Raw genomic sequence first — 15,815 nt, forward strand, 5'->3', positions numbered from 1 at the left:
CCAGATGTTCTTCGGGGCGAAGTAGAACAGCGAGGGTGCCACGGTCCCGGAGGACATGGCGTTCTGCGAGGCGGAGCCCAGCTCGGAGAAGTTGTTCACGAGGCTGAAGTTCATCGAGCCCCAGGACGTCCCGTTGTCGTGCGTCGTGGCGTAGACGAGGTGCTTGCCGTTGTACGGGGCCGTGGTGAAGTCCTTGAGCGAGACCCAGCCCGACCGCGGCGTGGCGAGCACACCCGAGGAGGACCACCGGTAGCTCGACGGCAAGGAGCACGACGGGGTGTTCGTGGGTGTCGGGGTCGGCGTCGGGTTCGTCGTGGGTGTCGGTGTCGGTGTGGGTGCGACGCTCCCGTTGCAGGGGGTGCCGTTCAGGCTGAAGCTCGTCGGTGCCGGGTTGCTGCCGCTGTACGCGCCGTTGAACCCGAACTCGACGGTGCCTCCCGCGGGGATCTGCGGGTTGTAGCTGACGTTCCTCGCCGTCACCTGGTTGCCGCTCTGCGTGGCGGTCGTGCTCCAGGCCTGCGTCACGGTCTGGTTCCCGGGGAACGCCCAGGTGAGCGTCCAGCCGTTGATCGCGGAGCCGAGGTTGGTGATCTTGACGCTGGCGGTGAAGCCGCTGTTCCACTGGTTCGAGGTGTAGCTGACCGAGCAGCCGGTGCCGGGTCCCGAGGTCGGGGTGGGGGTCGGTGTGGTCGGCGTCGGGTTCGGGGTGGTCGGGGTGGGGTTCGGGGTGGTGGGGTTCTGGGTGGGCGACGCTGCGTTCAGCGTGTCGAGGGTCGAGGTGTAGGCGGCTTTCTTGTTGCCGGAGCCGTCGAAGAGCAGCGGGGTGCCTGAGGAGCGCCACGAGTCGGTGTCGCGCACGCCCCACACGGAGATGCCGGTGCAGCGGGCGACGTTGAGGCAGGCCTGGACGACGCGGCGGTAGTTCTCCGCCTGCGAGGAGCCGGAGCCCTCGATGTCGAGCTCGGTGATCTGCACGTCGACGCCGAGGGCGGCGAAGCTCGAGATCGTCGTCTGGTAGTTGCTCGGCACGGGGCTCTGCGGGTTGAAGTGCGACTGGAGGCCGACGCAGTCGATGGGCACGCCGCGGGACTTGAAGTCGCGGACCATGGTGTAGACGGCCTGGGTCTTGGCGTGGGTCCAGTCGTCGGTGTTGTAGTCGTTGTAGCAGAGCTTGGCGTTCGGGTCGGCGGCGCGGGCGGCGCGGAACGCGGCCTCGATCCAGTCGTTGCCGGTGCGCTGCAGGTTGGAGTCGCGGCGGGCACCGGAGGAGCCGTCGGCGAACGCCTCGTTGACCACGTCCCAGGAGTGGATCTTGCCGCGGTAGTAGGTGGCGACCTGGGTGACGTGGTTGAGCATCGCGTTGCGCAGGGCGGTGCCGGACATGCTCTCCATCCAGCGGGGCTGCTGGGAGTGCCAGGCCAGTGCGTGGCCGCGGACCTGCTTGCCGTTGCTGCGGGCCCAGTTCACGATCCGGTCGCCGTTGGAGTAGCTGAACTGGTTCTGGTTCGGCTCGGTCGCGTCCATCTTCATCTCGTTCTCGGCCGTGATCATGGTGAACTCACGGTTCGCGATCGTCGAGTACGTCGAGTCGTTCAGCCGGTTCGCGGCGATCGCGGTGCCGAAGTACCGGCCGGACTGTGCGGCGGCGGCCCCGAGCGTGCTGGCAGCCGCCTGTGCGGGCATGGCCGCGGCCAGACCTGCGACGGCCACCGCCAGGCTCAAGGACGCGGCGACGAGGGCGTGTCGCCCTCGCCGTGGTGTTGTCGTCATGGCACACCTCTCTGGGGGCACCGCCCGGGGCCGGTGCGTGCTGTCGGCCGGGCCACTCGTGGACGGACTGCGCCGGACGTCCACGAGCTGCGGTCTCGCACGGCCCGGGGCCGTGACGACCAGCCATGTGAGCGCTCACATTTGCACGCCGGTGGAGGGTGAACCAGGGGTAAAACGTTTCGCGTTTTAACGATCCACCGCCAGCTGCTAGCGGCGCTGCACCCGGGTCACCCACGACGACGACAGGCTCTCGTCCTCCAGGTCGAGCTCGCGCATCATCCGGCGCATCACGGCTTCGTCCAGGTCGCCGGAGTCCCGACGCTCCATGAGGACCTCACGCTGCGCGGCGACGATCTCGCGCCGCAGCCGCTGCGTGCGCAGGCCCTCCTCGGCCGTGGGCACCTGCGAGGGGCTGACCTGGCGGATCGCGGCGGTCAGCCCGGAGGTCTCGTCGGGCACGAGCTCGTCGGCCGAGTCGGGGTCCAGCATGACCGCCGCGGCCGTCGCGCGAGCGCGCCAGACCCCGGAGAGCCGGTCGATGAGCTCGTCGGTGCGCTCCGGTCCCAGGTGCTCGCTCCAGTCCTCGCGCTGCCGCTCCAGCACCTCCTGGACCGCGTCGGCCGTCGCCACCCGGACGGCGGCCTCCTGCGCGGCGTCGCGCACGGACTCGTCCGCCGATCCGACACCCAGCCGCCGGATCACCCACGGCAGGGTCAGGCCCTGGAGGAGCAGCGTCCCGATGGCCACGGTGTAGGCCGCGAGCTGGATGGTCGCGCGCTCGGGGAACGGCTCGCCGGCACTGGTCAGGGGGATCGCGGCCGCCGCCGCGAGGGTCACCACACCGCGCATCCCCGCCCACGACACGACCGCGGACTCGCGGCCGCTCAACGAGTCGCGCGGAGGTCGATGGCTGCCGCGGAGGCGCAGGTGGTCGAAGCGCGCGGTGACGACGATGTAGACCGGCCGCACCAGGATGGCGACGAGCAGCACGACGAGCGACACCGCTATCCCGTGCCCGAGCCCCTGGTCGGAGGCGATGACGTCCCGCACCACCCACGGCAGCTGCATACCGATGAGCGCGAACGTGAACGCCTCGAGCAGCAGGTCGACGGTGGACCAGATCGGTTCCTCGTAGAGCCGCGTCGCGTAGCCCGCGCGCGGCGAGGTGTGTCCCAGGTACAGCCCTGCCGCGACGACGGCCAGCACGCCCGAGCCCGCCAGCTCCTCCGCGGACCAGTACGCCGCGAACGGCGTCAGCAGACCGATCGCGGAGGCGACCACCGGATCGTCGAGCCGCAGCCGGACCAGGTGCACCACGAACGCGATGACCAGCCCCACCGCGACCCCGGCGCCTACCGCGAGCGCGAAGGTCGACAGCCCCTCGGCGAACGCCCACGCCCCCGTCGCGACGCCCGCGAGGGCCACCTTGTAGAGCGTGAGGGAGGTGGCGTCGTTGATGAGGCTCTCGCCGGACAGGAGCGTCATGACGCGCCGGGGGAGGCCGAGGCGCTTGCCGACGGCTGCCGCGGCGACCGCGTCCGGCGGTGCGACGACGGCGCCCAGCACGAGCGCGGCCAGGAACGGGACCGCGGGCTCCATCCACCAGAACACCAGCGCGACGGCGACCGCGCTGACCAGCACGAGCCCGACGCCGAGGCGGGTGATCGAGTTCAGCGACGTCCGGAAGTCGCGGTAGGAGCTCGACAGCGCGGCGGAGTACAGCAGCGGCGGGAGCACGAAGTCGAGCAGGATCTCCGGCTCGATCTCGAAGCGCGGGATCGCCGGCACGAACGAGACGACGATCGCGGCGGCGACCAGGACCAGGGGCGCCGGCCACCCGCGCCGTCGGCACACCGCCGTGACGGCGACCGCGCCCGCGACCAGCAGGAACACCTCGACGCTGTGCACGCAGAGTCCTCCGTCCGCCCTGGTCGCTCCTCGTCGACACTACAAGCGGGCGGTCCGACGACGAGCGTCAGGCGTTCGTGACGCCGTGGTCCCGGCGTCGCAGCGCGCGCGACCCGACGAGGGCCAGGCCGGCACCGACGACCGCGACCGCGAACCCCACCACCGCCAGGACTCCCGCCGACGACGGGGGGATGCCGAGGTGCACGGTGATCCCCAGGATCCGTGACAGGCCCCACGGCAGCAGGGCCATCTGGTCGTTCCACACGGTCAGCGCCCGCTCGAGGCCGATCGCCGCGACGCCGCCGGCCACGACCGCGAGCGCGGTCCCACCGGCCAGGAGGGTCGCGCCGAGAGAACGCGTCGACCCGAGGCCGTAGGCACGCCGGAGCACGAGCCCGACGACGACGAACAGCCAGCAGAACGCCGCGAACGCCACGGTGACGTAGGCGGTGCGCGCCGTCGGGTCGGTCCAGAAGCCGAACCAGTAGCGGCCCGGACCGCGCACCACGAGCGCGACGAGCAGGATGACCGTGCGCAGCAGCACCACCCCGCCGAGCGCGGCCCAGAGGTGGAACGGGTCGCGGCCGCGGACAACCCAGCGCAGCACGACGGCGAGCACCAGCCACGCGCCGAGCGTCGCGACGAGGTGCGCGGGAGCCGCGAACCAGGTGAGCACACCGCGGCTGGCCACCAGGACGAGCGCAGGCAGCGCCCAGACGACGACCCGGTCGGTGCGTGTCGTCGGGGCGGGGACCTCGCCGAGCCGCCAGGGCCGGGTGGCCGCGACGGCGAGGGCCCGCAGGGCTGCCGCGCCGGGGAACCGCAGCGACGTGAACCCGAGGACGAGCACCACCGCGAGCGCGAGGAGCAGCACGCGGGCGAGCCAGGCCATCGCCGGGTCGCGGTCGGCGCGGTCGCTGCCCAGGTCGGCGGCGGTGAAGCTGTACGCGGGCAGGTCGAGGTCGCCCGCGTACCGGTCGACGTGGGCGGTGCGTGCCGCGTGGTACTCCTGCTCGGCGGTCCGCCACCGGTCGAGCGCGGTCGGGCTGCCCGTGTCGAGCCACTCGGCGTGCCGCAGGACGGTCGCCCGGTAGGCGGCGAGCGTGCCCAGCAGGTCGGTCTCGTAGTCGAGCGCGTCGACGAGCGACCGGTAGAGCTCGGGAGAATGCCAGGTGCCGGGTGCCGTGGCGGCGACCTGCTCCCGCATCGCCGCGGACACCTCCGCCGCCCCCGCGCCGTCCGCGATGGCCTCGTCGAGGCTGTCGCGGCTGACCTCGTAGATGCTGTCCAGCGCCGCGGAGTCGCCGGTGACGATGTCCCACTCGAAGATCCACATCATCGGCGGCGGCTCCAGGCCCAGCGCCTTGACCGTCTGCTCCGCGAACGGCCCGATGTACAGGCCGCGGGTGATCGCCTCACGGGACCGTGCGAGCGCCTCGGTGATCTGCGTGGAGGTCGCCGGGTCGGACGACAGCGTCTGCCGCACCCAGTCGCCTGTCACCTGCGACGGCTCCAGGTCGGGGTCCCACGCGAGCCGGGCGGTCCCGTAGGTGTTCAGGTCGTAGAGCTGCCAGAACCCCGTCCGCAGGTACAGCGACATCGGCCCCGCGCGCAGCGGGCCGCCGTCCTGCGTCCAGTTCCAGACGCCCTCGACGTGCGGGTTCGCCGCCAGGAACTGCCGCAGCGCCTGCGCCTCCTCGGCCACCAGGTCGTTGGGCAGCGCACCGAACCCCTCGAATTCGCGGCGGGCCTGGAACTCGACGATGCGGCGGTGCGCGCCGACCTCCAGCGTCGGGTTGAGCGGGAGGTGGCTGTAGAAGTCGCCCATCGTGTACTTGGTGGACACGATCAGGTGCGGGTCGTCGATGCCGCCCAGCACCGCGTCGTACGACGACGGGTTGGTGTGCAGGTCGCCGACCGCCCCCACCCCCACGGTCCAGGTGCGGAAGACGATCTCGCGGTCGTGCGCGCCGGCCGTCTCCAGCAGCGCGTCGAGCATGGCCTGCACCGAGGACTGCGAGGTGACCGCCAGCTTCGACGAGTAGTCCCAGCCGGCCTGGTACACCGCGCCGCCCTCACCGACGCGGACCATGAGCCCGTCGACGAACGGCAGGCTCTCGAAGAGCTCGGACAGCCCGGCCTGGTACACCGACCACAGCGCGGGGTCGTCGACGGCCAGCCCTCCGACCGTCCGCTCCAGGTACGCCTCCAGCGGCGGGGAGACGGCGAGCATGTCGGTCAGCAGGAAGACCTGCATCCCCATCTCGTGCGCGTAGGCGAAGACCGGTCCGAACGCCTCGACCATCGCCTCCGCGCGGGCCACGTGCGGGTCGCCCTCGGGGTAGACCTCGTGCCCGTCGCCGACGCCGCTGAACGTCACGTACTCGAGGAACCCGGGCACGACGACGCCGTTGTACCCGTGCCGCAGCGCGTGCTGGACGAGCTGGCGGAACTGCCCGTCGATCTCGTCGACGACCTCCTGGTCCACCCAGGGAGCCGCGGGCAGCACGGCACCGGCGACGACGTCGGTGTTGAGGGAGTAGTCGGTGCCCGCCGCGAACGCGGCCGGGTCGGCCTCGCGGCCCACAGAGCCCGAGTCGACCAGGCGCAGACCGAGGCGGGGCTCGACCGTCTCACCGTCGGCGGGGAGGGCGGCCCCGGAGCGGATCCGGTCGGCGAGCGCGTAGAGGCCCGCGGCCGCTCCCGCGGGCTCCGACGCCTCCAGGACGAGGCGGCCGTCCGAGCGCACGCGGTACGCCTCGGCCGAGCCGGCGAACGCCGGCACGAGGCTGACCGTCAGGTCGGCGTCGCCCGTCCCGACCCCGACGGTCGGTGCGGGCAGCCCGCGGGCGGTCAGGGCGTCGGCGACGGCCGAGGCCGCGAGCGCCACCTGGTCACCGGCGGGCACCTCGATCGTGGTGATCGCGGGCGCGGGCACCACGGGGTCCAGGTCGACGGCCGTCCGGACGGCGGGCGGGGTGTCGGCGGGCTCGTAGGACAGCCCGAGGGCCTCTCCGACGCCCACCGCGACGGCGGCGCCGAGCGCAAGGACGACGACGGCCGAGACGAGGGACGGCCAGGCGCGGGTACGGGACACCGGCGCAGTGTAGGAACGGTTCCTGAGCCGTTGTGGCGACAGTCACAGCGGCCTGTGGAGGAACGGGACCAAACGGTCGACGACCGTCACCCGAACGGCCCAGCGGCGGCCCGGCCGACCCGACCTAGGAAGGTCGCTGCTGCGCGCGCCACTCGTCGGCGAGCAGGGCGTAGGCCAGGCCGTCGACCCAGCCCCGCGACCGGTGCAGCGCGTCGCGGACGCTGTGCTCCTCGCGCCGCATGCCGAGCCGCTCCATCAGGCGCCACGACGGCTCGTTCTCGGCGAAGCAGACGGCCCGCACCCGCCGCAGGCCGAGGTCCTCGAAGCTGATCCGGAGCAGCTCGGCGACGGCCTCCGTGGCATAGCCGCGACCGCCGTGCTGCGGGTCGAGCACCCAGCCCAGGGTCGCCTGCCGGGGTGTCTCCGGGTCGGGGCGCTGCGACCAGGAGTCCTCGACCTGGAGCATCAGGTCGCCGACGACGCGTCCGTCGAGCTCGATCACGAGCGTGACGGCGAGGCGGTCGGGGTCGCGGACGCGGGCGACATAGGCGTCCCGCTCGCCGACGTCGTGGCTCAGCCAGTCGTCGACGCCCGATTGACGACGGACCTGCCAGATCGCGTCGGCGTCGTCGGGGGTCGCCGGCCGCAGGGACAGGCGGTCCGTGCGGGCGGGCCAGGGGACGGCGTCGAGATCCTGGGGCATACGGGCATTCTTGCCGAGGCCACCGACAGCGGCTGCCGGCGGACCGCTGCAGGTCAGGACGCCAGGGCTGGGCGCAGGTGCTCGTACGCCCACGCGCCGAGCGTGGTCGGGGTGGTGGTGGCGATGGTGCGCGGGTCCTCCGGCTCGAACCCGTCGGCGAACCCGCGGGTCATCCCGAGGACGGCCTCGACCTGTGCGGGCGTCATGCCGAAGCCCGCGAGCGCCTGTGCCTGGTCCTGCTCGCTGACCTGCTGCGCGCTCACCGGTCGCCCGAGGACGTCGCCGAGGATGTCCGCGACCTGCGCGAACGACAGGTCCGCCGGTCCGTGCACCCCGAGGGTCTGCACGCCGTGCCAGTCCGTCGAGAGGAGCCGGGTGGCGGCGACGGTCGCGATGTCGAGCGGGGCGACCCACGCGAGCGGCCGGTCGACGGGGTGCGTGGTGGTCAGCACCCCTGCGCGGATCCCGTCGAGGTCCATCAGGAGGTTGCTGAAGAAGTACCCGTTGCGCAGGTGCGTGACGTCGGCGCCGGTGGCGTTCAGGAGCTCCTCGGTCAGGCCGAGCCCGTCGATCTCCCCGAACCCGTGCCGGCCCTCCGCGCCGACGCTGCTCTGGAACACGACGCGGGGCACGCGGTTCGTCGTCACCGCGTGGGCGACGGTCTCGCTCATCCGCCGGTAGCCGTCGAGGGGGTCGTCGTCGTCCGTGGGTGGGTCGACCCAGTACAGCGCGTCGGCGTCCCGGGTGGCGGCGACGACGGCGTCGCGGTCGCCCTGGTCGGCCTCGACGACGTCGCAGACCTCGCGCACCTCCGGCGCGACGCGGGTGGCGTCCCGGGCGAGGAGGGTCGGGCGCACGCCCGCGCGGACGAGGGTCGGGGCGAGCAGGGAGCCGACGTTCCCGGTGGGGGTGGTGACGACGATCTTCATGCGGACGAGCCTACGAAAGGCCTCCGACATCCCTCAGCGGGACCTCAGGTGAGGCGTTCGAGGTAGCGCAGGATCAGCCCTTCGCGCAGGGCCCAGGGCGACACCTCGAGCTCCTCGATCCCGAACGCGCGCATCGTCTCGGCCAGCACGATCCCACCGGCCACGATCTGGAACGTCCGGTCCGCGGTGATGCCCGGCAGCGCGGGGCGGGAGTCGGCCGGCAGCCGTGCGAGACGCGGCACCCAGTCCTCGAGCCCGGCGCGCCGCAGCAGGCGCCGGTCCTGCGGGCCGACCCCGTCCGCGCGGGACCCCGCGAGCCGGGCGAGCGAGCGGATCGTCTTGGACGACCCGACGACGTGGGCGGGGTCGGGCCGGTCGGTGAACCGGGACCGTGCCTCGCGGAGCTGCTCACGCGCGTGCTGCCGGAGCGCGGCGACCTGCTCGGCGGTCGGCGGGTCGTCGTGCAGGAAGCTCACGGTCGAGCGCCCGGCGCCCAGGGGCAGCGACACGGCCACGTCGGGGAACTCGCTGCCGCCCGCAGCGAGCTCGAGGGAGCCGCCGCCGATGTCGACGAGCAGGATCTCGCCGGCCGACCAGCCGAACCAGCGCCGGACGGCGAGGAACGTCAGGCGGGCCTCGTCGTCCCCGGACAGGACCTGCAGCCGGACCCCGGTGGTCGACTCGACGAGGGCGAGCACCTCGGGGCCGTTCGCCGCCTCGCGCACGGCGGACGTCGCGAACGGGAGCAGCTCGTCGATCTCGGCGGCGGCCCCGGCCGCGACGGCGTCGGCCACGGCGGTGACGATGGCGTCGACCCCCTCGGTGCTGATCGCGCCCTCGGGCGTGAGGTACCGCATGAGGCGCAGGACGGACCGGTGCGACGACTGCGCGACCGGTGGGCCGCCGCGGTGGGCGTCGACGACGAGCAGGTGGACGGTGTTCGATCCGACGTCCAGCACTCCGAGTCGCATGTCCGCACGGTACGGCCTCCCGAGGTTCACAGGCTGGTCACCCGGACGTGTCCGGCACGTCTGGCGGGCGTCGCCGGACGGGAGTTCCCTGGAGTGCATGAGACGCACCGCAGCACTCTCTGTCCTCGCGGCGACCGTGACCGTCGCGCTGCTCGCTCCGATCCCGGCGAACGCGGGTGACCGCGGCGGGCCCGACCGCACGGTGCAGCCGACCCTGGTCGCCCGCGCGACGCTCTCCGCCGACTTCCTCGCCCCCGGCCCGCCGTCAGGTGCGCTGGCCACCCCGGCCAACGGCCGCCAAGGTCCGTTCCCGGGCCAGGTGATCCCGGGCTTCTCCGGGATGGTCGACGCCGGGGACGGCACCTTCTGGGCGCTGCCAGACAACGGCTTCGGCACGAAGGCGAACTCCGCCGACTTCCTCCTGCGGCTGTACCGCGTGACGCCCGACTGGCGGGCGGGTCAGGTCGGCGTGGGCGAGTTCCTCTCGCTGCGCGACCCGGACCGGAAGGTCGACTTCCCGATCGTCAACGAGTCCACCGCCGACCGCCTGCTGACCGGGGCGGACTTCGACGTGGAGTCCGTGGTCCGCGCGAAGGACGGCAGCTTCTGGATCGGCGAGGAGTTCGGGCCGTTCCTCCTGCACGTCGACGCGAGCGGCAAGCTGCTCACGGCACCGGTGCCCTTCGTCGGCGGGAAGTCCCCGCAGAACCCGTCCCTGCTGCCGGGCGAGACCCCGAACGTGCGGGCGAGCCGCGGGTTCGAGGCGCTGGCCGGGTCCCGCGACGGGCGGTTCCTGTACCCGATCACGGAGGGCGCGTTCGTCGACGACGCCGACCAGCGCCGCCGGACGGTCTACGAGTTCGACACCGTCGCGGGTGCCTACACGGGCCGCACGTGGGCCTACCAGACGCACCAGGACGCGAACGTGATCGGCGACGCGTTCCTGACCGGCGAGCGCAAGCTGCTCGTCATCGAGCGGGACGACTTCCAGGGCGCCGCGTCGGTCATGAAGCGCGTGTACGAGATCGACCTCGACCGGACCGACGCTGACGGCTACGTGCGCAAGACGCTCGTCCTCGACGCCCTGAAGATCGCGAACCCGGACCGGATCGGTTCGGGTGACGGCTACGGCACGGACGACCCGTTCGCCCTGCCGGTGCAGTCGTTCGAGACCGTCGTACAGCTGCGCGACGGCCGCCTCCTGCTCGCCAACGACAACAACTACCCGGGCAACGCGGCGCGGGTCGCGGGCACGCCGGACGACACGGAGCTGCTGGTCGTCGACCTGCGCCGCGTCCGTGCACCGCACGCCGGCGACGTGACCGTCGTCGGGCACCGCGGCGCCAGCGGCTACCGCCCCGAGCACACGCTCGCGGCCTACGAGACGGCGATCCTGCAGTGCGCCGACTACATCGAGCCCGACCTCGTCCCGACGAAGGACGGCGTCCTGGTCGCGCGGCACGAGAACGAGATCGGCGGGACGACGAACGTCGCCGACCGCGCCGAGTTCGCCGACCGTCGCGCGACGAAGGTCATCGACGGGCGCTCGGTCACCGGCTGGTTCACGGAGGACTTCACGCTCGCCGAGCTCAAGACCCTGCGCGCCAAGGAGCGGCTGCCCGCGGTCCGGCCGGCGAACACGGCCTTCGACGGGCTCTACGAGATCCCGACGCTCGACGAGGTGCTCGACCTCGCCCGGCACTCGGTGACCTGCGACGGCAAGCCGGTCGGCGTCTACCCGGAGACCAAGCACCCGACGTACTTCGACTCGATCGGGCTCTCGCTGGAGGAGCCGCTGGTCGCCCAGCTCGCCGCGAACGGGCTCGACGACCGCCGTGCGCCCGTCATCATCCAGAGCTTCGAGACGGCGAACCTGCGCGAGCTCGACCGCGTGACGGACGTGGACCTCGCCCAGCTCGTCGACTGCTCGGGAGCGCCGTACGACCTCGTAGCCGCGGGCGACCCCCGCACCTACAAGGACCTGGTGACGCGTCAGGGGCTCCGGGAGATCGCTCGGTACGCCGACGGCGTCGGGCTGTGCAAGGACGTGATGATCCCGCGGGACGCCGACGGGACCCTCGGCACGCCCACCTCCGTGATCCGGGACGCCCACCGGGCGCACCTCGAGGTGCACGGGTGGACGTTCCGGCGCGAGAACCAGTTCCTGCCCGCGGAGTTCCGCAGCAGCGCCGACCCGGCAGGCGTCGGTGACCTCGCCGGGGAGATCCGCGTGTTCGTGAAGGCCGGGATGGACGGGCTGTTCAGCGACAACCCGGACATCGCTGCGGCGACCGTGGGCTGACGCGACGGCCGCTCGGGACCCGTTCCCGAGCGGCCGCCTCGGTCATCCCGTCGCGTCGGTGACCTGCTGCCCGACGGCCAGCGCCATCGCCTCCAGGTCGCGGCGGGCCCGGCGGTGCGCGGCCGACGCGTGCGCCGTGGACCGCACGCCGTGCGGCTCCTGCGTGGCCTCGGCGGTGAACAGCACGAGGGTCCGCTCCGCGCCCATCGGGACCAGGTGGACAGCCACGCGGAAGTCCAGCTCCTCCCACCGGCCGTCGCCGCCGGCGGCCTCGCCCGGGGTGACGGAGTCGAGGACGACGTCGGTGTGCTCGAAGCGGAAGAGGTGGTCCTGACCTCCCGCGGCACGGGTGAGTGCGAGCCACGCGGCGTCGGCCGCGACCGGGAGCTCGATGCTCGCGGACGTCTCTTTCGGGATCATGCGCGCGGCCTCCGCACCTCGGCACCTGTCCCGCCATCATCGGCCCGGGGTCCGGCGCTTCTCTACCACCGTCGGCCCAACGGTTGGTCAAGTGCAGCTCTGTGCAGCCTCGTGCGGGTGAAGTCGGCTCGCGCACCGACTGTTCGCCTGCGCGAAACCCGGAGGAAACAGCCCGCGTGCGACTCTCGGTCAGCGGTCCAGGTTCAGGCCCACCCCCATACGTGAGCTGAGGAACCCATGAGTCCACGACACGACGTCCTCGTCGTCGGCGAGGCCCTGATCGACGTCCACGACGACGGCATGACCATCCGCGAGCGCGTCGGCGGCAGCGCCGGCACCATCGCCGTCGGCCTGGCGCGCCTCGGCCGGGACACCCTCCTGCACACGGCCATCGGACGCGACGAACGCGGCCGGGAGATCTCGGCGTACCTGACCGCGTCCGGCGTGGGGCTGTCGGACTCGTCCGTCACGCAGACCACCTCGTCGGTCACCCGGGCGGTCCTGCGGATCGACGGTTCGGCGCAGCACGACTTCCGGATCCACTGGGAGCCCGCCGCGGACCCCGGCCCGTCGAGCGCCCGGGCCGTCCACGCCGGATCGGTCGCCGCGTACCTCGAGCCCGGTGCGCGCACCGTCCTGGACCTGGTGCGCCGGTCGTACGGGCGGTCGCTGATCACGTTCGACCCGAAGATCGAGGCCGCCCTGGTGGGCCCACGTGACGACGCCCGGCGCCGGACCCTCGAGTTCGTCGCGCTCGCGGGGATCGTCAAGGCGAGCGAGCGCGACCTCGCCTTCCTCTACCCGGACGACGACCCGCTCGACGTCCTGCGCGACTGGCTCGGCCGCGGTCCGGACCTCGCGGTGCTCACCCGCGGCGTGCGCGGTGCGACGGCGGTCACCGCGCGCGGGATCGTCGACGTCCCGGGCATCCCGGTGCTCTACGCCGAGGCGGGCGTCGGTGGGGGAGACGTGTTCATGTCGACCCTGATCGACAGCGCCCTGAGCCTCGGGTCGGACACGAGCATGCGGTGGGTGCGCTCGGGGGCGCCGCTCGTCGAGCAGGTGCTGGCGCGGTCCGTCCAGGCGGCGGCGCTGACCGTCGCGCGCCTGGGTGCGGTACCCCCGACCGCGGAGGAGCTCGCCTCCGCGGTCGGGGTCTGACGGACGGTCAGGACTTCCAGACCTGGACGACGCTCGGGCGCGGTCCGCCCCACCGACCGCCGGCGAGCGTGCCCGGCGCCACGTAGTCCGGGAAGTACGAGTGCTGCTGCGCCCAGGTGCCGTTCTCCCCGGGGTGCTGCACGGCCACGTAGACCATGCCCTCCTCGTCGCGGACCACGGGCCCGCACGTCTCGGACTCGGCGGGGACGGAGAGGAACTGCTGGACGCGGCCGCGTTCGGGGCCCTCCAGCGGCACCTTGAACAGACCGTCGCCGTAGCCGATGACGCCGGGTGCACCGTCGGTCGCGAGCCACATGGTGCCGGCCGAGTCGAACGTGACGTTGTCCGGGCAGGAGATCGGAGAGACCTTCTCCGGGGGGAACCCTGCGAAGTACGTCGAGGGGTTCGTCGCCGGGTCGCCGCAGAGCAGGACGATGCTCCAGCCGAACGTGGTCGCCGCAGCGTCGTTGCCCGCCTCGGTGATCTCGACGACGTGCCCGTCCCTGTTCCCGGAGCGTGGGTTCGGCTCGGTCGCGCCCTCCTTGCCGGCCTTCCCGCGGTCGGTGTTGTTGGTGCACACGACGTACACACGGCCGGTCTTCGGGTGGGGCTCGACGTCCTCGCAGCGGTCCATCTTCGTGGCGCCGACCGCGTCCGCGGCGAGCCGCGCGTTCACCACGACCTCGTCGGCGGCGAACCCGGGTACCTGGCTGACCCCGTCGACCATGAGCGGGATCCACTCGCCCGTGCCGTCGAAGGCCCCGTCGGACGGGAGCGCCCCCGTCCCGGTGATCTCCTCGACGGGGGAGTCCCCGGAGAACCGCGCGACGTAGAGGCTCCCGGCCGCCAGGAGCGTCTTGTTGTGCCGGCGGGCGCGCAGGCTCGGCCCGGGTCGGTAGGTGTCCGTCGAGACGAACTTGTACAGGTAGTCGAACCGCTCGTCGTCGCCCATGTACGCCACGGCGCGGCCGCCCCGGCTGATCCGGACGTTGGCGCCCTCGTGCTTGAACCGGCCGAGGGCCGTGTGCTTCACGGGCGGGCTGTGCGGGTCGAGCGGGTCCACCTCGACGATCCACCCGAACCGGTTCGGCTCGTTCTCGTACCCGGGCGTCCGCGCGTCGAACCGCGGGTCCACCGACTCCCAGCCGCGTGAGGTCGGCCGGTCCGCGAGGCCGTAGCGCAGGTCGGCGGCGCTCGTCCCGGCGGTCCGGAAGTAGCCGTTGAAGTTCTCCTCGCCCGACAGCACCGTCCCCCACGGGGTCGTCCCGCCCGCGCAGTTGCCGAGGGTGCCCCGCGCGGTCGTGCCCGTCGGGTCCTCCACGGTCCTCAGCAGCGCCGAGCCGGCGGCCGGCCCGCTGAACGTGAACGGGGTGTTCCCCGTGATCCGCCGGTTGAGCGGAGCGCCCACCGCGTACGTCCACGGCTTGCCCCTGCGCGTCCGGTAGAGCTGCACGACGGCCATGCCGTGCGCGGCGATCGCGATCCGGCGCTGCTCGTCGAGCTCCTCCGGCGTGGTGGCCGGCGGGAACATGATGTTCTCGTTCGTGTACTCCTGGTTGGCGACGAGGAGCGCGCCCAGCCCGGCCGGCCCCTCGATGATGTCCAGGTAGTCGTTGTTGTAGCCGAACTGGCGCTCCGCCAGCGCCGCGGTCTGCCGGTTCGGGTCGAACGTGTCGCGCTTCGAGAACAGCGGGTCACCCCAGCGGATGATCGGCGACCACGTGTAACCGGCCGGCACGACGAACGCGTCGACGGACGCGGCGACGGGAGCGATCGGCGTGAACGGCAGCCTGCCCTTGCCCGGTCGTCCGTGCGCGGCGGCGGGCTGCGCGTCACCGACGGCCGCGCCGATGACGATCGCACCACCGGCAGCGACGGCACCCCAGAGCACCGACCGTCGCGTCAGGCTCGCGCTCGCGATGTCCCGGAAGTACGCGTTGTCGCTGGTGTTCGGCACCGGGTGGAAGCACGCGTCGGCGCACTTGAGGTGGCAGGTGACCGGGGACCGCTTGCCTGCGGTGTGGCCGGCCATGGGCAGCAGGAGCCGCCGGGACGCGCCGCGCACGGCGTCCCGGTCGTCGGTGGTCGTCATGGCTACCACCGTGCCGGTCGCGCGGATGCGGCAGAACGGACACCGCATGACGACCACGTGAACGATGCCGCGAGGCCGTCGCCGTGCTGCCGTCCGACGGTCACGGGACGTTCACCCGCGCCGGGAACGATGGGCGGACAACCGTCGCGAGGGAGCCTGCTGTGCGAGTCGAACGTGGTCGGACGCACTGGTCGTCGACCGTCGTCACCGAACCCGTGTACGTCGTCGAGTTCTGGACGAGCGGAGGCGAGAGCGAGCAGTGGCGCGTGCTCGACGCGGAGGATGTCGAGGACGTCATGGACTGGGCGCGGAGCAGGCAGATCGGCCGCGTCCTGTCGGTGAGCATCGAGCACCACGACGAGTACGGGACGTCGGTGCTGCGCCTGCTGGGCGAGACCCGCGTCCCCCGTCGGGCGGTGCGCTCCGCCTGAGATCTCACCCAAAAAGGACATAGCGGACGCC

11 protein-coding genes are annotated in these 15,815 nt (G+C 72.6%); 3 read left to right on the plus strand and 8 right to left on the minus strand.

What is annotated here, in order from left to right; translation table 11 throughout:
• The 6 genes from ASF78_RS20555 to ASF78_RS20580 form a co-directional block, all read right to left on the minus strand.
• Positions 1–1,770, minus strand: a 1,770-nt coding sequence (locus ASF78_RS20555; protein WP_082495280.1) for a non-reducing end alpha-L-arabinofuranosidase family hydrolase, incomplete at its 3' end; no start/stop codon positions are given.
• A 207-nt stretch (positions 1,771–1,977) separates the two neighbouring features.
• On the minus strand, positions 1,978–3,678 hold the full coding sequence (locus tag ASF78_RS20560) for a sodium:proton antiporter (RefSeq protein WP_056594142.1): 1,701 nt from the start codon (positions 3,676–3,678) through the stop codon (positions 1,978–1,980).
• A gap of 67 nt (positions 3,679–3,745) precedes the next feature.
• Positions 3,746–6,775 (minus strand): hypothetical protein, encoded by a 3,030-nt coding sequence (locus ASF78_RS20565; RefSeq protein WP_056594145.1) that lies wholly within the window; start codon positions 6,773–6,775, stop codon positions 3,746–3,748.
• Between the two features lie 124 nt (positions 6,776–6,899).
• The gene (locus tag ASF78_RS20570; RefSeq protein WP_056594146.1) at positions 6,900–7,478 is read right to left on the minus strand and encodes a GNAT family N-acetyltransferase; all 579 of its coding nucleotides are present in this window, start codon (positions 7,476–7,478) and stop codon (positions 6,900–6,902) included.
• Positions 7,479–7,531: 53 nt separating this feature from the next.
• A complete protein-coding gene (locus ASF78_RS20575; RefSeq protein WP_056594149.1) occupies positions 7,532–8,407 on the minus strand; it encodes an NAD(P)H-binding protein in 876 nt (291 codons plus the stop codon).
• 44 nt (positions 8,408–8,451) lie between these two features.
• Positions 8,452–9,378: a Ppx/GppA phosphatase family protein gene (locus tag ASF78_RS20580; RefSeq protein ID WP_056594368.1), complete on the minus strand. Its 927-nt coding sequence runs from the start codon at positions 9,376–9,378 to the stop codon at positions 8,452–8,454.
• A 97-nt stretch (positions 9,379–9,475) separates the two neighbouring features.
• Here ASF78_RS20580 and ASF78_RS20585 point away from each other — a divergent pair, with 97 nt between their 5' ends.
• A complete protein-coding gene (locus tag ASF78_RS20585; protein ID WP_056594151.1) occupies positions 9,476–11,680 on the plus strand; it encodes an esterase-like activity of phytase family protein in 2,205 nt (734 codons plus the stop codon).
• Positions 11,681–11,722: 42 nt separating this feature from the next.
• Here ASF78_RS20585 and ASF78_RS20590 read toward each other — a convergent pair whose 3' ends face one another.
• The gene (locus ASF78_RS20590) at positions 11,723–12,100 is read right to left on the minus strand and encodes a hypothetical protein (protein WP_056594155.1); all 378 of its coding nucleotides are present in this window, start codon (positions 12,098–12,100) and stop codon (positions 11,723–11,725) included.
• Positions 12,101–12,337: 237 nt separating this feature from the next.
• Here ASF78_RS20590 and ASF78_RS20595 point away from each other — a divergent pair, with 237 nt between their 5' ends.
• Complete coding sequence (locus tag ASF78_RS20595) at positions 12,338–13,261, plus strand: PfkB family carbohydrate kinase (protein ID WP_056594158.1); 924 nt, start codon at positions 12,338–12,340, stop codon at positions 13,259–13,261.
• Between the two features lie 7 nt (positions 13,262–13,268).
• Here ASF78_RS20595 and ASF78_RS20600 read toward each other — a convergent pair whose 3' ends face one another.
• Positions 13,269–15,353: a PhoX family phosphatase gene (locus ASF78_RS20600; RefSeq protein WP_056594373.1), complete on the minus strand. Its 2,085-nt coding sequence runs from the start codon at positions 15,351–15,353 to the stop codon at positions 13,269–13,271.
• Between the two features lie 161 nt (positions 15,354–15,514).
• On the opposite strand from ASF78_RS20600, the gene ASF78_RS20605 reads away from it, so the two are divergent.
• Positions 15,515–15,784 (plus strand): hypothetical protein, encoded by a 270-nt coding sequence (locus ASF78_RS20605; protein ID WP_056594161.1) that lies wholly within the window; start codon positions 15,515–15,517, stop codon positions 15,782–15,784.
• Positions 15,785–15,815 lie beyond the last annotated feature (31 nt).

Origin of the sequence: Cellulomonas sp. Leaf334 (genome assembly GCF_001424195.1) — a bacterium.
GTDB lineage: Bacteria > Actinomycetota > Actinomycetes > Actinomycetales > Cellulomonadaceae > Cellulomonas.

What these genes read in the sequence shown, in the direction of transcription:
- ASF78_RS20570 (WP_056594146.1), bottom strand. Translation starts at nt 7,478, where the DNA reads ATGCCCCAGGATCTCGACGCCGTCCCCTGGCCCGCCCGCACGGACCGC.
- ASF78_RS20595 (WP_056594158.1), top strand. Translation starts at nt 12,338, where the DNA reads ATGAGTCCACGACACGACGTCCTCGTCGTCGGCGAGGCCCTGATCGAC.
- ASF78_RS20600 (WP_056594373.1), bottom strand. Translation starts at nt 15,353, where the DNA reads ATGACGACCACCGACGACCGGGACGCCGTGCGCGGCGCGTCCCGGCGG.
- ASF78_RS20575 (WP_056594149.1), bottom strand. Translation starts at nt 8,407, where the DNA reads ATGAAGATCGTCGTCACCACCCCCACCGGGAACGTCGGCTCCCTGCTC.
- ASF78_RS20590 (WP_056594155.1), bottom strand. Translation starts at nt 12,100, where the DNA reads ATGATCCCGAAAGAGACGTCCGCGAGCATCGAGCTCCCGGTCGCGGCC.
- ASF78_RS20580 (WP_056594368.1), bottom strand. Translation starts at nt 9,378, where the DNA reads ATGCGACTCGGAGTGCTGGACGTCGGATCGAACACCGTCCACCTGCTC.
- ASF78_RS20585 (WP_056594151.1), top strand. Translation starts at nt 9,476, where the DNA reads ATGAGACGCACCGCAGCACTCTCTGTCCTCGCGGCGACCGTGACCGTC.